14 protein-coding genes and 1 pseudogene are annotated in these 14,565 nt (G+C 71.1%); 11 read left to right on the forward strand and 4 right to left on the reverse strand.

The window, feature by feature from the left end:
• Nucleotides 1–432: 432 nt before the first annotated feature.
• The 6 genes and pseudogenes from AB0C12_RS24675 to AB0C12_RS24700 all read left to right on the forward strand — a co-directional run.
• A pseudogene (locus AB0C12_RS24675) lies at nucleotides 433–888 on the forward strand (Daple); the annotation flags it as partial.
• Entirely contained in the window at nucleotides 888–1,880 is a 993-nt protein-coding gene (locus AB0C12_RS24680; protein ID WP_360551664.1) for an alpha/beta hydrolase, read from the forward strand. The pseudogene AB0C12_RS24675 and the gene AB0C12_RS24680, both read left to right, overlap by 1 nt.
• A 130-nt stretch (nucleotides 1,881–2,010) precedes the next feature.
• Nucleotides 2,011–2,787: a DUF3152 domain-containing protein gene (locus tag AB0C12_RS24685; RefSeq protein ID WP_360551666.1), complete on the forward strand. Its 777-nt coding sequence runs from the start codon at nucleotides 2,011–2,013 to the stop codon at nucleotides 2,785–2,787.
• 56 nt (nucleotides 2,788–2,843) lie between these two features.
• Nucleotides 2,844–3,674 carry a DUF3152 domain-containing protein gene (locus AB0C12_RS24690; protein ID WP_360551668.1) on the forward strand — a complete coding sequence of 277 codons (831 nt, stop codon included), beginning with the start codon at nucleotides 2,844–2,846 and terminating at the stop codon, nucleotides 3,672–3,674.
• A gap of 110 nt (nucleotides 3,675–3,784) precedes the next feature.
• Nucleotides 3,785–4,966, forward strand: coding sequence for an adenylyltransferase/sulfurtransferase MoeZ (moeZ, locus tag AB0C12_RS24695; RefSeq protein ID WP_360551977.1), 1,182 nt, complete (start codon nucleotides 3,785–3,787; stop codon nucleotides 4,964–4,966).
• Between the two features lie 216 nt (nucleotides 4,967–5,182).
• Nucleotides 5,183–6,010: a prenyltransferase/squalene oxidase repeat-containing protein gene (locus tag AB0C12_RS24700; RefSeq protein WP_360551670.1), complete on the forward strand. Its 828-nt coding sequence runs from the start codon at nucleotides 5,183–5,185 to the stop codon at nucleotides 6,008–6,010.
• Nucleotides 6,011–6,019: 9 nt separating this feature from the next.
• Here the strand turns inward: AB0C12_RS24700 and AB0C12_RS24705 are convergent, their stop codons facing one another.
• Both AB0C12_RS24705 and proB read right to left on the reverse strand, forming a co-directional pair.
• Nucleotides 6,020–7,258: a glutamate-5-semialdehyde dehydrogenase gene (locus tag AB0C12_RS24705; RefSeq protein ID WP_360551672.1), complete on the reverse strand. Its 1,239-nt coding sequence runs from the start codon at nucleotides 7,256–7,258 to the stop codon at nucleotides 6,020–6,022.
• Between the two features lie 88 nt (nucleotides 7,259–7,346).
• Nucleotides 7,347–8,459, reverse strand: coding sequence for a glutamate 5-kinase (proB, locus tag AB0C12_RS24710; protein WP_360551674.1), 1,113 nt, complete (start codon nucleotides 8,457–8,459; stop codon nucleotides 7,347–7,349).
• Nucleotides 8,460–8,519: 60 nt separating this feature from the next.
• On the opposite strand from proB, the gene AB0C12_RS24715 reads away from it, so the two are divergent.
• Nucleotides 8,520–8,822, forward strand: coding sequence for an MGMT family protein (locus tag AB0C12_RS24715; RefSeq protein ID WP_360551676.1), 303 nt, complete (start codon nucleotides 8,520–8,522; stop codon nucleotides 8,820–8,822).
• Nucleotides 8,822–9,625 (forward strand): SAM-dependent methyltransferase, encoded by an 804-nt coding sequence (locus AB0C12_RS24720; RefSeq protein ID WP_360551678.1) that lies wholly within the window; start codon nucleotides 8,822–8,824, stop codon nucleotides 9,623–9,625. Before AB0C12_RS24715 ends, AB0C12_RS24720 begins: the two co-directional genes overlap by 1 nt.
• Here the strand turns inward: AB0C12_RS24720 and AB0C12_RS24725 are convergent.
• Nucleotides 9,622–10,299, reverse strand: a complete 678-nt coding sequence (locus AB0C12_RS24725) for a TetR/AcrR family transcriptional regulator (protein ID WP_360551680.1) — start codon at nucleotides 10,297–10,299, stop codon at nucleotides 9,622–9,624. The two genes, AB0C12_RS24720 and AB0C12_RS24725, sit on opposite strands and share 4 nt — an antisense overlap.
• Before the next feature lie 102 nt (nucleotides 10,300–10,401).
• Here AB0C12_RS24725 and AB0C12_RS24730 point away from each other — a divergent pair, with 102 nt between their 5' ends.
• The 3 genes from AB0C12_RS24730 (at nucleotide 10,402) to AB0C12_RS24740 (ending at nucleotide 13,101) form a co-directional block, all read left to right on the forward strand.
• Nucleotides 10,402–11,331 carry an NAD-dependent epimerase/dehydratase family protein gene (locus AB0C12_RS24730; RefSeq protein WP_360551682.1) on the forward strand — a complete coding sequence of 310 codons (930 nt, stop codon included), beginning with the start codon at nucleotides 10,402–10,404 and terminating at the stop codon, nucleotides 11,329–11,331.
• Nucleotides 11,332–11,399: 68 nt separating this feature from the next.
• Nucleotides 11,400–12,191, forward strand: coding sequence for a HipA family kinase (locus AB0C12_RS24735; RefSeq protein WP_360551684.1), 792 nt, complete (start codon nucleotides 11,400–11,402; stop codon nucleotides 12,189–12,191).
• 19 nt (nucleotides 12,192–12,210) lie between these two features.
• On the forward strand, nucleotides 12,211–13,101 hold the full coding sequence (locus tag AB0C12_RS24740) for a DUF3037 domain-containing protein (protein WP_360551686.1): 891 nt from the start codon (nucleotides 12,211–12,213) through the stop codon (nucleotides 13,099–13,101).
• Between the two features lie 11 nt (nucleotides 13,102–13,112).
• Here AB0C12_RS24740 and AB0C12_RS24745 read toward each other — a convergent pair whose 3' ends face one another.
• Nucleotides 13,113–14,531, reverse strand: coding sequence for a gamma-glutamyltransferase (locus tag AB0C12_RS24745; protein ID WP_360551688.1), 1,419 nt, complete (start codon nucleotides 14,529–14,531; stop codon nucleotides 13,113–13,115).
• Nucleotides 14,532–14,565: the final 34 nt, after the last annotated feature.

Here is a 14,565-nt window from a genome sequence, read left to right on the forward strand (position 1 = left end):
CGGCGGGCGGCTGATGAGCTGACCCGCCCCGGCGAGCGGCGGGGCTCTGATGAGCTGTCACGGCCCGGTGAGCGGCGGGCGGCTGATGAGCTGACTCGTCCTGGTGAGCGGCGGGGTTCTGATGAGCTGTCACGGCCCGGTGAGCGGCGGGCGGCTGATGAGCTGACTCGCCCGAGCGAGCGGCAGGATGCCGAAGAGCGGCAGGCCACGAGCGAGCGGTCGGGCATGAGCGACCGCCAAGGCCTGGGCGACCGAGGCCAGGACGACCGGGGCCCGAGCGCCCGTCAGGGCGTGAGTGACCGGCAAGGCGTGAGTGACCGGCAAGGCCTGGGCGGGCGCCAAGGCCCGAGCACCCGCCAAGGCACCGGAACACGGCAGGCCCCGGACGACCGGCCGGGCTCCGACGAACGCCCGACCCTCAGCGAGGCCCCGACCAGCGTCGAGCCCGCCCCACCCCGCCCCCTGGACATCGGGGAGCGCCCCGGCCCGCGGGTGATGATCGAGAACGTCCGGGTCAACACGTTCGGCACCGAGGCCACCGTCGAGGTGCGGCTCACCGTCAACGGCCAGATCGCCGCCGGTGAGGCCACCGGGCCCGCCGTCGACGGCTACCTGCTGCGGCTGTGCGCGCTGGCCACCGCCCGGGCCGTCGATGAGCTGCTCACCACCTCCGACCACGCGGACGGCCCGGCGAAGTGTTTCGTCGAGCACGCCGCGGCCGTGCCGTTCGGTTCGATGCAGGTCGCCGTGGTGGTCATGCTGCTGTCGGTCGGGGGCTGGGTCGAGCAGCTCTCCGGCTCCGCGGTGATCACCGGTGACGATCGGCACGCCATGGTGCGCGCCACACTCAATGCGGTCAACCGTCGTCTTGAGGCACTGTTGTCCTGATGAAGGGTGCGATCCTCGCCGGCGACGACGTCCTGCCTCCGGACGGTGCCGTGCCGCCACCGTGGCCGGCCCGGCGGGTCATGATCGACGGGGCGATGCTGCATGTCCGGGACACCCCGGGCACCACGCCGGAGGCCGAGCCCGCCGTCTACGTGCACGGCCTGGGCGGCTCCTCGCAGAACTGGACCGATTTCGCCGGTCTGCTCGCCGACCGGCTCGACGGCCAGGCCGTGGACCTGCCCGGCTTCGGCTACAGCGATCCCAGCCCGCGCTACTCCATCGCGGCGTTCGCCGACAAGCTGATCGGCTACCTGGAGTACGCCGGACGCGGCCCGGTCCACCTGATCGGCAACTCGCTCGGCGGCTCCATCTGCGTACGCGTGGCCGCCCTGCGCCCCGACCTGATCCGGACCCTGACGCTGATCTCCCCGGCCATGCCCTTCCTCGACCCCCGGCGCACGGCTCAGGGCCCGGTGCTGCCGCTGCTCGCGCTGCCACGCGCTGACCGCCTCCTGGCCTGGGGGATGGCCCGCCTGACCCCGGAGCAGATGGCCCAGCAGGTGCTGCTCGCCTGCTTCGGCGACACCACGAAGGTGAGCCCGCAGCGCCGCGCGGAGGCCATCGAGGAGATCAAGCTCCGCTACACGGTCGAGCACTATTCGAAGGCTTATCTCGGGACGTTGCGCGGGCTGGTGTCGAGCTTCCTGCGGGCGTACCTGCCGGGGGTGAATTCGCAGTGGCGGCTGGCCGCGCGGATCACCGCGCCCACCCTGGTGATCGGCGGCCTCAAGGACGAGCTGGTCGACCCGCGGGTGCCGGCGCAGGTGGCCAAGGCGATCCCCGACAGCCGGCTGCTGGTGCTGCCGGGCGTCGGCCACGTCGCCCAGATGGAGGTTCCGCGCCTGGTCGCGCGGGCTGTGGTGGGCATGCTCGCGGACGTCGGCTCGCCGGTCGGCTGGGGCGGCGCGCGCCGGGTGGCGCCCCCGGCGTGAGCAAGGTCGCCCGGAGCAACGGCCGGGCGGACAGCGCCGGTGGGGTGTGGCACGCTGGCTCACGATAATCGAGTCACGCCTCCCCGTAGCGGCCGCCGGACGGGGTGCACGCCGGCGCCGCTGGTGGCTCGTGGCCCTGGTGATCGTGGTTCTGCTCGGAGTGGCCTGGCTGGTGCGGCCGTCCGATCCGCCGCCTCCCACCGTGGCCCCGCCGGCTCCGCCGCCCTCGGCTGTCGTCTCGTCACCGGTCGCGCCGGCACCTTCCGTCTCGGCGACCTCGGCGGCAGTGCCGCAGGATCTTCTCGCGCTGTCCGGCGCGGTGCCGACCAGGGGCACGGGCAAGTTCACGTACGCGACCGGGCGGGGCCGGGTGCTGGGCACCAAGGGCGAGTTGCGGCGCTTCCGGGTCGCGGTCGAGCGGGGCAGCAACGAGGACGTGGCGGCCTTCGCGGCGCAGGTGGAGGCGACGCTGGGGGACCGGCGCAGCTGGATCGGGGACGGCCGGCTGCGGCTGCAACGGGTGTCCGGCAGTGAGAAGGCGACTTTCACGGTCTTCCTGGCCACCCGCGACACCGCTGGGCGGATGTGCCGGATCGGCGGGGTCAATGTCACGGTGAACGGGCGGCCGTACACGTCGTGCCGGTCCACCGGGCGCGTGATCATCAACCTGGACCGCTGGCGGCTGTCGGCCAAGCCGTACCGCGACGCGAAGGTGCCGATCACGGTCTACCGGCAGTACGTGATCAATCACGAGACCGGCCACGAGCTGGGCCACAGCCACGAGGGCTGCCCGAAGCGCGGCGGTCCGGCGCCGGTCATGGTGCAACAGACCCTGACCGTACGGGGGTGTGTGCCGTACGCGTGGCCCCGCCGCAACGGTCACCGTTTCGTGGGCCCGTCCCTCTGAGGAGTCACGCCAAACGCCTGTGACGGGCTACTGCCTCTGGCAACGTGGCACCTGTCATGCCCATCGCGCCTCGCTACTCCACGCCGGCCGCCAGGATGCTGGCGCGCCGCCGCCGTGCCGTGGTCCTGTTCTTCCTGCTGCTCACCGTCATCGTCCTCGTGATAGGTCAGGCCGTGCGTGACGAGACCGCCGACGCCGGTGCTGTGCCGGCCCCCGCCCCATCATCGCCGGCCGCCGGCCGGCCGGAGCCGGTCGCCGCCGCGGTGACCACGCCCGCGCGTGCTGAGAAGCCGCCCGACGCCGCCGACCAGGCGCCGAGCCGGCCGGCCGCGGCCAGGTTCGCCTTCGCCGGTGGCTATGGGCCCGTGCTCGGCCGCTCGGGGACCCTGCGGCGGTTCAAGGTGGCGGTGGAGAAGCGGCTCGCCTCCGGCGACGGCGGGAACTTCGCCGAGGAGATCGATCGGATATTGGGTGATCCGCGGAGCTGGATCGCCGGGCGGCAGTTCCGGCTGCAGCGAGTGCCCGCCCCGGCCGCCGCCGAGTTCACCGTCTACCTGGCCTCGGCCGCCACCTCCGAGAAGATGTGCGCCGACGGCGGTCTGCGTACCGAGGGCTTCACGTCGTGCCGGCTGCCCGGTCAGGTGGTCATCAACAACGACCGCTGGCAGGCCGCGGTGCCCGGTTACGGCGCACCGCTGGCGGCGTACCGGGCGTACGCGATCAACCATGAGGTCGGCCACCAGCTGGGCCACGGTCATGAGCTCTGTCCCGGCGAGGGTGAGCTCGCGCCGGTCATGATGCAGCAGACCTACGGGCTCAAGGGGTGCGTCGCCAACCCCTGGCCGTACGTGGACGGCGAACGGTACGCCGGTAACCCCGCCGACTGATCCCGCATTCCCCTGTCCCGCATGTCGGGCCGGTGTTCCACGTCATGTCCGATCCGGCGGCCGACGAGCAACAATGGGGTCCACACACCGTCGATCCCGGGGAGTTCACCGTGTCACTGCCCCCGCTCGTCGAGCCGGCCGCCGAGCTGAGCATCGACGAGATCCGCCGTTACTCGCGTCACCTGATCATCCCCGACGTCGGGATGGACGGGCAGAAGCGGCTGAAGAACGCCAAGGTCCTGGCCGTCGGCGCGGGCGGTCTCGGCTCTCCCGCCCTGCTCTACCTGGCCGCCGCCGGGGTGGGCACGCTCGGCATCATCGACTTCGACACCGTCGACGAGTCCAATCTCCAGCGCCAGATCATCCACGGCGTCTCCGACGTGGGCCGGCCCAAGGCCGAGTCCGCCGCGGACAGCATCCGGGAGATCAACCCGCTGGTGAACGTGATCATTCACAACACCGCGCTGGACCGCGACAACGTCAAGGAGATCTTCAGCCAGTACGACCTGATCGTCGACGGCACCGACAACTTCGCGACCCGCTACATGGTCAACGACGCGGCGGTCCTGCTCGGCAAGCCGTACGTCTGGGGTTCGATCTACCGCTTCGACGGTCAGGCGTCGGTGTTCTGGGAGGAGCACGGTCCCTGCTACCGCTGCCTCTACCCGGAGCCGCCTCCGCCCGGCATGGTCCCGTCCTGCGCCGAGGGTGGCGTGCTGGGCGTGCTCTGCGCGTCGATCGGTTCCATCCAGGTCAACGAGGCGATCAAGCTGATCACCGGCATCGGTGAGCCGCTGGTCGGCAGGCTGATGGTCTACGACGCCCTGGAGATGGAATACCGCAAGATCAAGGTGCGCAAGGACCCGAACTGCGCGCTCTGCGGTGAGAACCCGACGGTCACCGACCTGCTCGAGGACTACGACGACTTCTGTGGCGCGGTCTCCGAGGAGGCGCAGGAGGCCACCCTCAACGCGACGATCACGGCGCGCGAGCTCAAGGAATGGCAGGACTCCGGCAAGGACATGTTCCTGGTCGACGTCCGCGAGCCCGCCGAGTACGAGATCGTCAGCATCCCGGGGGCGACCCTGATCCCCAAGGGCGACATCCTGTCCGGTGAGGCGCTGGCGCGCTTCCCGCAGGACCGGCAGATCGTGCTGCACTGCAAGTCGGGTGTCCGCTCGGCCGAGGCGCTCGCCGCGTTGAAGGCGGCCGGGTTCAAGGACGCCGTGCACGTCCAGGGCGGCATCGTGTCCTGGGTCAACACCGTGGACCCGTCTCTCCCGTCCTACTGAGTCATCCGTCAGCGTGACGGCCGTCGATCCCTTTCGGGGTCGGCGGCCGTCGCTCTGTATACGGCGTGTCACGGAAACCGGATCGGCTTCTGCATCTCTTCCTCCCGACAGTCACTCTGCGTCGATCGGACGTGACCAAGGCGGACGGAGCGGACCTATTAGACAGTTACCGAGACACCGCAGCGGAACGGGGGGCCGAGCTGTAGCGTCACCGTCGTGGTCGACATCGATGCGGCGATCGGATACGTCGTAGCGCACGGCGACCCGGTGGAACGGGCCCGGTTGTCCTACCTGCGTACGGGTACGCCGCCGCCGGCCTCGGCGCTGGAACGGATCGAGATCGAGCAGACCCCGGCGGGTGGCTGGCCCGCGGCCGGGGACGGTTCCGTGCCCTCGGTCGATGCCACCTGTTTCCGCCTGGCCGAGCTCGACGATCTCGGCGGGCTGCACGGTCCCCCGGTCGAGCGCGCGCTGGCCTGGCTGGCCTCCGTGCAGCGGCGGGACGGCACCTGGCAGGAGGACGAGTCCCTGGCCGCCGAGGCGCCGGCCTGGGCGATGCCCGGTGATCCGGAGGCGACCCTTTACCTGACGGCGGTGGCCGGCTTCTGGCTCACCGTCGCCGAGGTCGAGGCCCACCCGCACCACGAGGCGCCGGCCCGGTATGCGGAGACGCTGCAGGCCGCCGCCCGGTTCGTGGTCGCCCAGCTGCGCCCGGACGGCACCTGGCCCTCCTTCCTGGCGACCGGCTGGCACGCCGCCGGGCTGCTGCACGAGCAGCAGTTCTTCTACGAGTCGGCCCGGGTGCAGCTGGTGCTCGGCGACCGGCTGCCCGACATGTCCCCGGCGGACGCGGCGAACATGGCGGCCGCCCTGCGCCGGGTCAATCTCTGTGACGACTGGTTGCTGCAGAGCGCCCGCAAGCGGCTGAGCGAGACCCAGCGCACGGACGGCGGCTGGGACAGCGACGAAGGGCCGCTGTTCGACGTGAACACCACGCTGACCGCCATCCGCGCCTGCCGGACGTGGACTCCCGCCCGGCACTGAGCTCCGTTGTCAGCGGGTGTGGCCGTTGCCCGTGACGATGTACTTGGTCGAGGTCAGCTCGGGCAGGCCCATCGGGCCGCGGGCGTGCAGCTTCTGGGTGCTGATGCCGATCTCCGCGCCGAAGCCGAACTCGCCGCCGTCGGTGAAGCGGGTCGAAGCGTTGATCATCACGGCGGCCGCGTCCACCCGGGCCGCGAAGCGCCGGGCCGCCACCAGGCTCTCGGTCACGATCGCCTCGGTGTGGCCGGTGCCGTAGCGGCGGATGTGGTCCAGCGCGTCGTCCAGGGAGTCGACCACCGCGACGGCGATGTCGGCCGACAGGTATTCCTTGCCCCAGTCCTCCGGCGTCGCCGGCACCACGCCCTCGAAGCCGGCCACCCGGGGGTCGCCGTGCACGGTCACGCCGGCCGCCACCAGCTCCTCGATCACCAGCGGCAGGAACGACTCGGCCAGCGCGGAGTGCACCAGCAGCGACTCCGCCGTGTTGCAGGTGGACAGCCGCTGGGTCTTCGAGTTGAGCACCACGCCGAGGGCCTTCTCCAGGTCCGCTCCCTCATCGACGTACACGTGGCAGTTGCCGACGCCGGTCTCGATCACCGGGACCGTCGACTCCTCGACCACGGTCTTGATCAGCGAGGCGCCGCCGCGCGGGATCAGCACGTCGACCAGGCCGCGGGCGCGCATCAGTTCCTTGACCGAGTCGCGGGTCGTGGCGTCCAGCAGCTGGATGGTGTTGGCCGGCAGGTGCGCGTCGGCGACGGCCTTGCGCAGCACCGAGACGATCGCCGCGTTCGAGCTCTGCGCCGAGCCGGAACCGCGCAGCAGCACCGCGTTGCCGGACTTCAGGCAGATGCCCGCGGCGTCCGCCGTCACGTTGGGCCGGCCCTCGTAGATGATGCCGACCACGCCGAACGGCACCCGGACCTGGCGCAGCTCCAGGCCGTTGGCCAGGGTCGAGCCGCGCACCACGTCGCCGACCGGGTCGGGCAGGGCGGCCAGCTGCCGCAGGCCGTCGGCCATCGCGGCGATCCGCTCGGCGGTCAGCGTCAGCCGGTCGATCATGGCCTCGGACAGCCCACCGGTACGGGCGTTCTGCACGTCCACCGCGTTGGCGGCGACGATGTCCTCGGTGCGCTCGACCAGCCGGTCCGCCATCAGCAGCAGCGCGGCGTCCTTCTCGGCGCGGGTGGCGGCGGCCAGCTCGATGCCGGCCACCCGGGCCTCGGCGGCCTGCTGAAGCACAGTCATGAAGACTCCTCGTTCGTTGCGCCGTGACGGCCGGCGACCGCTCAATCCTGCCCTGTCGGGCCCGCTAAGTCATGCCCCCGCGCGTCGCTCACAGCAGCACGAGGTCGTCGCGGTGGACGACCTCGCGTTCGTAGCCGGGGCCCAGCGCGGCGGCCAGCTCCGGGGTCGACCGGCCCAGCAGCGCCGGCAGCTCGACCGCGTCGTAGTTGACCAGGCCGCGGGCGACCGACGTGCCGGAGCCCGCGTCCACCAGGTCCACCGGATCGCCGGAGACGAAGGAACCGTCCACCGCGGTGATCCCGGCCGGCAGCAGCGACTTGCGCCGGGCCACGACCGCGGTCACCGCGCCCGGGTCCAGGTGCAGGCGCCCGCGCGGCGACGTGGCGTGGGCCAGCCAGAACAGCCGGGCCGCCGGGCGGTGCTCGACCGCGTGGAACAGCGTGCCCGCCTCGTCGCCGGACAGCGCGGCGGCGGCCAGCGGCGCGGCGGTCAGCACCACCGGGATGCCGAAGCCGGTGGCGATCCGGGCCGCCTCGACCTTGGTCACCATCCCGCCCGTGCCGACGCCGGACCGGCCGGCCGTGCCGACCGAGACGTCGGCCAGGTCGGTCTCGTTGCGGACCACCGTGATGCGGCGGGCGGCCGGCGACGCCGGGTCACCGGTGTAGAGCGCGTCCACGTCGGAGAGCAGCACCAGCAGATCGGCCTGGACCAGGGCGGCCACCAGGGCGGCGAGCCGGTCGTTGTCACCGAAGCGGATCTCCTCGGTGGCCACCGTGTCGTTCTCGTTGACGATCGGCAGGGCGCCGAGGTCGAGCAGCTTGCGGAGGGTGCGGTACGCGTTGCGGTAGTGGGCGCGCCGGGTGACGTCGTCGACAGTGAGCAGGATCTGCCCCACGGTCAGCCCGTGCCGGGCGAAGCCGGCCGCGTACCGTCCGATCAGCAGCCCTTGGCCCACGGACGCCGCGGCCTGCTGGGTGGCCAGGTCGCGCGGACGCCGGCGCAGTTTCAGCGGGGCCAGGCCGGCGGCGATGGCGCCGCTGGAGACCAGCACCATTTCCCGGCCCTGCGCGGCGAGACCGCCGATGGCATCGACGAGGGCGTCCACCCGCTGCTCGTCTATCCCGCCGGCCGCCGTGGTCAGCGAGGACGAGCCCACCTTGACCACGATCCGTCGCGCACCCGTCACCTGTTCCCGCACCCGCCCATTCTGCGCGTCGGGCCCTGCGGCACCGAGCGGAGATCCCATATCGTGGCGTCGGTGACACCGCAGGAGTACGTCGAAGAGGTCCTCCGGCTCGTGGAGAGCATCCCGGAGGGTCACGTCATGTCCTACGGGGCTGTCGCGGACGCGCTGGCGGACATCTCGGGCCGCAACTCGGCGCGGCAGGTCGGCACGATCATGGCCCGGCACGGCGGCGGCGTGCCCTGGCACCGGGTCGTCACCAGCTCCGGCCGGATGCCGCCCGGGCACGAGCAGGAGGCACGGCAACGGCTGCTCAGCGAGGGCGTGCCGCTGAAGGGGGAGTACGTGGACATGGCCCGAGCGAGCTGGACGCCCTGATGGAGACCGGACAGCCGAGCCGCACCGCGTTCAGCGCGGCCCGTTACCGGGCGGCCCACCAGCTCATCGAGGGCGGCGGGATCTTCACCGACCCGCTGGCCGTACGCATCCTCGGGGTGCCGCCGGACGCCGAGGAGGCACCGGGCCGCCGGGCGATGCGCCTGTTCATCGCCGCCCGCACCCGGTTCGCCGAGGACGCCCTGGCCGCGGCGGTGCGGGACGGCACCCGTCAGGTGGTCGTGCTGGGCGCGGGGCTGGACACGTTCGCGTACCGCAATCCGTGGCCGGAGCTGCGGGTCGTCGAGGTCGACCACCCGGACACCCAGGCGTTCAAGCGGGAACGGCTGGCCGCGGCGGGCATCACGGTGCCGGAGTCGCTGACGTACCTGCCGGTGGACTTCGAACGGGAGTCGCTCGCGGACCGGCTCGTCCCGGAGGAGGCGGCGTTCTTCCTGTGGCTGGGCGTCGTGCCGTATCTGAGCCGGGCGGGCTTCGACGAGACGCTGTCGCTGATCGCGGCCACGCCGAGGTCGCAGGTGGTGTTCGACTACGCGATGCCGCCCTCGTCGATGTCACCCGAGCGGCAGGCCGCCCTTGAGGCGCGCGCGGCCCGGGTGGCGAGCATCGGTGAGCCCTGGCGGACGTACTTCCTGCCGGACGAGCTGGCCGCCGAGCTGCGTGGGCTCGGCTTCGACGAGCTGGAGGACCTGGGGCCGGCCCAGCTGGCGGCCCGCTGGTTCGGCCGTCCCGACGTGCCGCCGGACACCCCGGGTGGCCACGTGATCCACGCCCGGCGGCGTTAGACCGGACGGCTGATCGTGGCCGCGGCGCCGCGCATCTGGAGCTCGAAGAACTCGCGACGCGCGTCGATGGTGTTGTTGAGCTGCCCGAAGAGCTCCGCGCTGACCGCGCCGCAGAGGTGGATCCAGGCTCCGATGGCCCGGGCGACCAGTTGCGGCGGGGTGCCCGGGGCGGCCTGCTCGGCCACGTACGCCAGCTCGTCGCCGAGCTTGCCGGTGATCGGCTCGCCGGCCGCGGCCTCGCCCGCGGCGGACGCGTCGCCCACGATCCGGCCGATCACCAGGATGACCCGGATGGCCGGGGCGACCGTGTCCCGGGGCGCCTGGTAGCCCGGCACCGGACTGCCGTAGATCAGCGCCCACTCGTGCGGATGGGCCAGCGCCCAGTCGCGGACCGAGTGGCCGACGCTCAGGAACCGGTCGGTGAAGCCGCTGCCGCTCACCGAAGCCTCGGCAGTGGCCCCCAGGGCGTCGTACGCGTCGATGATCATGGCCGTGAGCAGCTCGTCCCGGCTGGCGAAGTAGCGGTAGACCGCGGACGAGGCCATGCCCAGGTCCCGGGCGACCGCGCGCAGCGACAGGTTCGCGCCGTCGGTGGCGAGGTGGCGCCGGGCCACGGCCTTGATCTCGTCGGTCATCTCGGCGCGTACGCGGGCCCGGATCGATGCGGCGGTCATGCCGGCAAGTCTGCCACAAAAGAGAGCACTGCTCTTGCCAAAACGGGAGGCGGGTGAGATTGTTGTTCTCAACAGAGAGCAGTGCTCACAAAGGAGATCGCAATGTCGAAGCACGTGATCGTCGGTTCCGGCCCGGTCGGCTCCTCGGTGGCCCGCCTGCTCGCCGAGCGCGGCGAGTCCGTACACGTCGTCACCCGCAGCGGCACCGGCCCTACCCATCCGCTGATCGAGCGGATCGCCGCCGACGCCACCGACGCGGACCGGCTCACCGAGCTCACCCGCGACGCGGTTGCCCTCTACAACTGCGCCAACCCGAAGTACACCCAGTGGGAGGCGCTCTGGCCGCCGCTGGCCGGAGCCATGCTGACCGCCGCCCAGCGCACCGGCGCGGTCCTCGCCATCACCGGCAACCTGTACGTCTACGGCCCGGTCCCCGGCGGCCGGATGACCGAGAACAGCCCGCTCGCCGCGACCGGCCGCAAGGGCCGCGTGCGGATCAAGATGTGGCAGGACGCCCTGGCTGCCGGGATCCGCACGGTTGAGGTCCGCGGGTCCGACTACATCGGGGCCGGGGCGTCGTCGATCTTCTCTCAGGTGCTGCTGCCGGCGATCGCCAAGGGCCGGGCGGCATGGATGCCGGGCGACATCGACGCGCCGCACACCTTCACCTACACCGGTGACATGGCCCGGGCCCTGGTGGCGCTGGCCGCCGACGACCGGGCGTACGGCCGGGCGTGGCACGTGCCGTCCGTCCCGGCGATCAGCGCCCGCGCGCTGGCCGGCCGCTACTTCACGCTGACCGGCACCAAGCCCGTCGCGATCCGGCAGCTGCCCCGCTTCGTGATGCGCACCGCGGGCCTGGCGGTGCCGATGGCCCGCGAGCTGGCCGAGATGGACTACCAGTTCTACGCACCGTTCATCATGGACAGCTCCCTGACCGAGCGCACCTTCGGCCTGACCGCCACCGACCTGGACGTGTCGCTGGCCGAGGTCGCGGCCCACTCGGAGGCCACCCTGGCCCGCACGATGTGAGCGCATCGTGTGGGCGCCGGCTCACAATCGTTTGGCGACGCGCCGGCGGGAGCTGGCACCATGTACCCATGACAAGTCCCCTGCGGGAGTCGAGTTGGTCTGGGCTCGTGACGGGTAATCGCGAACCGCCGGATGCAGTGGGAATTCGGTTGGTGCTTCGGCCTTCTGAGCATGGCCTTGCCGGCTCGTTCCTGGCTTTGGGCATGGACGGTCGCCGCTGGTGGGTCAAGCCGCCGCATCAAGGAGACCCGGATCGAGGCCTGGTGACGGAGTTCGTCGTGGGCCGAGTAGGCGCTTTGATAGGTGCGCCGACGTGCGAAAACTCCGTGGTCGAGATTCCCGATGTCTTCACCGGCTGGGAATTTGCCCGCGGAAAGACGCTGAAGGCCGGTTTCGGTCACGGCACGGTCGAAGTCGAGGCCGCGATCGAAGAACGTCCCAACCTGAAGTACCGCAATGACGATGACAACAGGGTGCGTCACGCGGGAATCTTTGCGTTGCATGATCTCTGTTGGGGGTCTGACCAGCAGTGGCTGCATTCAACAACGAATCAGAACAGTATCTACAGCCATGATCATGGATTTTTTCTGCCACCCAGCGGCTGGGGGTGGGACGTCGACGCTCTTCGTGCGTACGTCGATCGGCCCCGGCCACTGATGCAATCAGCCGAAGGCTTGGCGCAGAGCGATCTCTGGTCCGTCGCTGACGAGATCGATAAGGTCGACAAGGCGGCGCTCCTGGGAATTCTTCGAAGAGTGCCGCAGGCCTGGCCGGTCTCAGACTCGCAGCTGGAGACCTTAGGCTGGTTCCTGGAGCGTCGTGCGGGGGCCGTTGCGTCACGGCTGCGGGAACTACTCTGACCATGGGAGGGGGTGTGTCATGAGGTTCGTGTACAGCGTGGTCAGGTATGTGCCCAACCCTGCGACAGGCGAGTTCGTCAACATCGGGGCGATTGCCGGCAGCGACGAGACGGGGGACTGGAGTCTCCGTCGAGCGGGCAACCCTCGGCGTGCCCGTCTGTTCGGCCCGCTGGAGAGCCTGAACGCGGTTGACGCGTTCATGAATGACATCGGCAGCAAGCTGGACACCTTCGCTTTGATGCAGAGTGACGACATCTCCGAGACCTGGCTCAGTGACCTTCAGAGCCGGCAGAGAAACGTCGTTCAGCTGAGTGTTCCGGCGCCTGTCATAGCCGACTCTGCGGAGGAAGCGCTGGAATTCGTGTTCTCGCAGGTGATCACTGATGACAGCAATGTCGTGGGTGGGCTCTCTCGCGGTTATGCCACGCGGCTCCGTCTCTTCTCGGAGTTGCGGACAAGTTACCGGCGGGCCAATATTCGCGCAGATCTGATCAGAGAAAAATCGGTGGTCTCGACCGACGGTTTGTATGCTCCGATGGATTTCGTCGTGGGCAACGGGGTGGCTGTCCAGTTGGCACATACCTGGTCTTTTCAGATCCAGTCTTTGACTGAGGTTGCCAAGGATGTCAAGTCCTGGGGTTTCACTGTGGAGCGACTCCAGAGGTATGGAGGTCGCACCTCGGACGAGAACCCGGCTGAGATCCCGGTAGGGGTGCCGGTAGATGTCGTGTTCGCCCCGCCGATGACGACGGTCCAGGAGGATGCCTTTACTGAGGCCGAGAGGGTCTTCGGCGATCTGGGGGTCACAACTGTCCGTCAAGAGGACGTGGCAAGGGTCGCGGCCGAGGCGAGGAAGCAACTGCAAGCCAACGGCATAGCGATCGACTTGCTGGACCCGACAACGTCGTAATCGCGCTGCTGCTACAGCAGCAACCCGACGCCGTCGCGGCGGGGGTCGCCGGCCGCACCGCCGACACCCACCGCTGTGACGCCGCCGAAGTAGTGGTTCAGCTCCGGCCATTCGTTGATCCGCCAGCCCGCGACGGCCAGCGCGGCCAGCTCGTCGCGCGGGTAGCCCGGCTCGGCGTGGACCGTGTCGTCCACGACGTGGAAACGCGGCCGGGCGATCGCGGTGGGCATGTCCACCCCGTCGACCAGCACCCCGAGCAGCGTGTCGACCAGCGCCGTACGGATCCGCGAGGCACCCGCCGAGCCCGCCGCGACAGCCAGCGCGCCCTCGTCGTCGATGACCACCAGCGGACACATGTTGGACGACATCCGTACGCCAGGCCCGAGGTCCTCGGTGATCAGCTCGCCCTCGCCGAGCATGGAGTTGAGGTTGACGCCCAGCCCGGGCAGCCACACCGCGGCGCCCAGCCCCATCGTCGTGGTGATCACGCAGGCGTTGCCGTCGCGGTCGACCACCGAGACGTTGGTGGTGTCACCGATCTTCTGCCGGCCCCGGTCACGCAGGGCCGCGGCCACCGCGGCCGCGCGGGCCGGCCGGGGCAGCACGGTCAGGTCCCGGGGCAGAGCCGCGATGGTGTCGACGGTCCGGTTGAGATCGTGGCGGGCCCGGACCTGGTGCCCGGCGAGCGTGGCCCGGTCGACCGGCGTCTCCAGCACCCGGTAGCCGGCCAGGTCGCGCGGGCCGAGCACCCCGCCGGCCGCGCGGACCGTCTCGACCAGCAGCGGCGCGTAGGAACCGGTGTGGAACAGTCCGGGCCCCTCGGCCGCGAGTGCCGCCATCGCCGTCGCCAGTCCCGGGTGGAAGAGCAGGTCGCCGCCCTGCAGCAGCTTGCCCTGCGGTGCGTAGATGGCCGCACCCTCGCCGTGGGCCAGCGCCGGGGCGCAGGATTCGAGGGTCCGGGAGTGGGCGGCCGGCAGCGGGACCCCGGCGCGGGCCAGCTCCAACGCCGGCGCGACCAGTTCCGCCCAGGGCAGCCGGCCCCAGCGCCGGTGCACCTCGCCGCAGCCGACCGGCACACCCGGCACGGCCACGCTGGCCCCGCCGATCGAGTACACCTGCGGGACCCCGCCGAAGAACACGTCGACCGCGAGCATCGGCCCGGCCACCCGGTCGCCGTCCGTGCCGGGCACCGAGACGAAGAAGTCCAGGCAGGTGACCGCGCCGGTGGCGGCGTCGAAGTAGGTGGCGAAACCGCCCCCGCCCAGCCCGGTGTAGACCGTCTCGGCGACACAGGTGGCGAGCACGGCGGCGACGGCGGCATCGGCGGCCGTACCTCCGGCGCTCAGCACCCGCAGGCCGGCCTGGGCCGTCGCGGGATGGCTCGCGGCGACCCCGGCGGCGACCCGGGACGGCGGTGCGGAAATCTCCATTCGGCGAAGCGTAGGCGCAGCGGCCCGCCGATGG

The organism is Actinoplanes sp. NPDC048967, assembly GCF_040649415.1.
In the GTDB taxonomy this organism is placed as follows: domain Bacteria; phylum Actinomycetota; class Actinomycetes; order Mycobacteriales; family Micromonosporaceae; genus Actinoplanes.

Coding starts and splice junctions, on each gene's coding strand:
- AB0C12_RS24740 (WP_360551686.1), top strand. CDS start 12,211: ATGAGGTTCGTGTACAGCGTGGTCAGGTATGTGCCCAACCCTGCGACA.
- AB0C12_RS24725 (WP_360551680.1), bottom strand. CDS start 10,299: ATGACCGCCGCATCGATCCGGGCCCGCGTACGCGCCGAGATGACCGAC.
- AB0C12_RS24680 (WP_360551664.1), top strand. CDS start 888: ATGAAGGGTGCGATCCTCGCCGGCGACGACGTCCTGCCTCCGGACGGT.
- AB0C12_RS24690 (WP_360551668.1), top strand. CDS start 2,844: ATGCCCATCGCGCCTCGCTACTCCACGCCGGCCGCCAGGATGCTGGCG.
- AB0C12_RS24720 (WP_360551678.1), top strand. CDS start 8,822: ATGGAGACCGGACAGCCGAGCCGCACCGCGTTCAGCGCGGCCCGTTAC.
- AB0C12_RS24735 (WP_360551684.1), top strand. CDS start 11,400: ATGACAAGTCCCCTGCGGGAGTCGAGTTGGTCTGGGCTCGTGACGGGT.
- AB0C12_RS24745 (WP_360551688.1), bottom strand. CDS start 14,531: ATGGAGATTTCCGCACCGCCGTCCCGGGTCGCCGCCGGGGTCGCCGCG.
- AB0C12_RS24730 (WP_360551682.1), top strand. CDS start 10,402: ATGTCGAAGCACGTGATCGTCGGTTCCGGCCCGGTCGGCTCCTCGGTG.
- AB0C12_RS24705 (WP_360551672.1), bottom strand. CDS start 7,258: ATGACTGTGCTTCAGCAGGCCGCCGAGGCCCGGGTGGCCGGCATCGAG.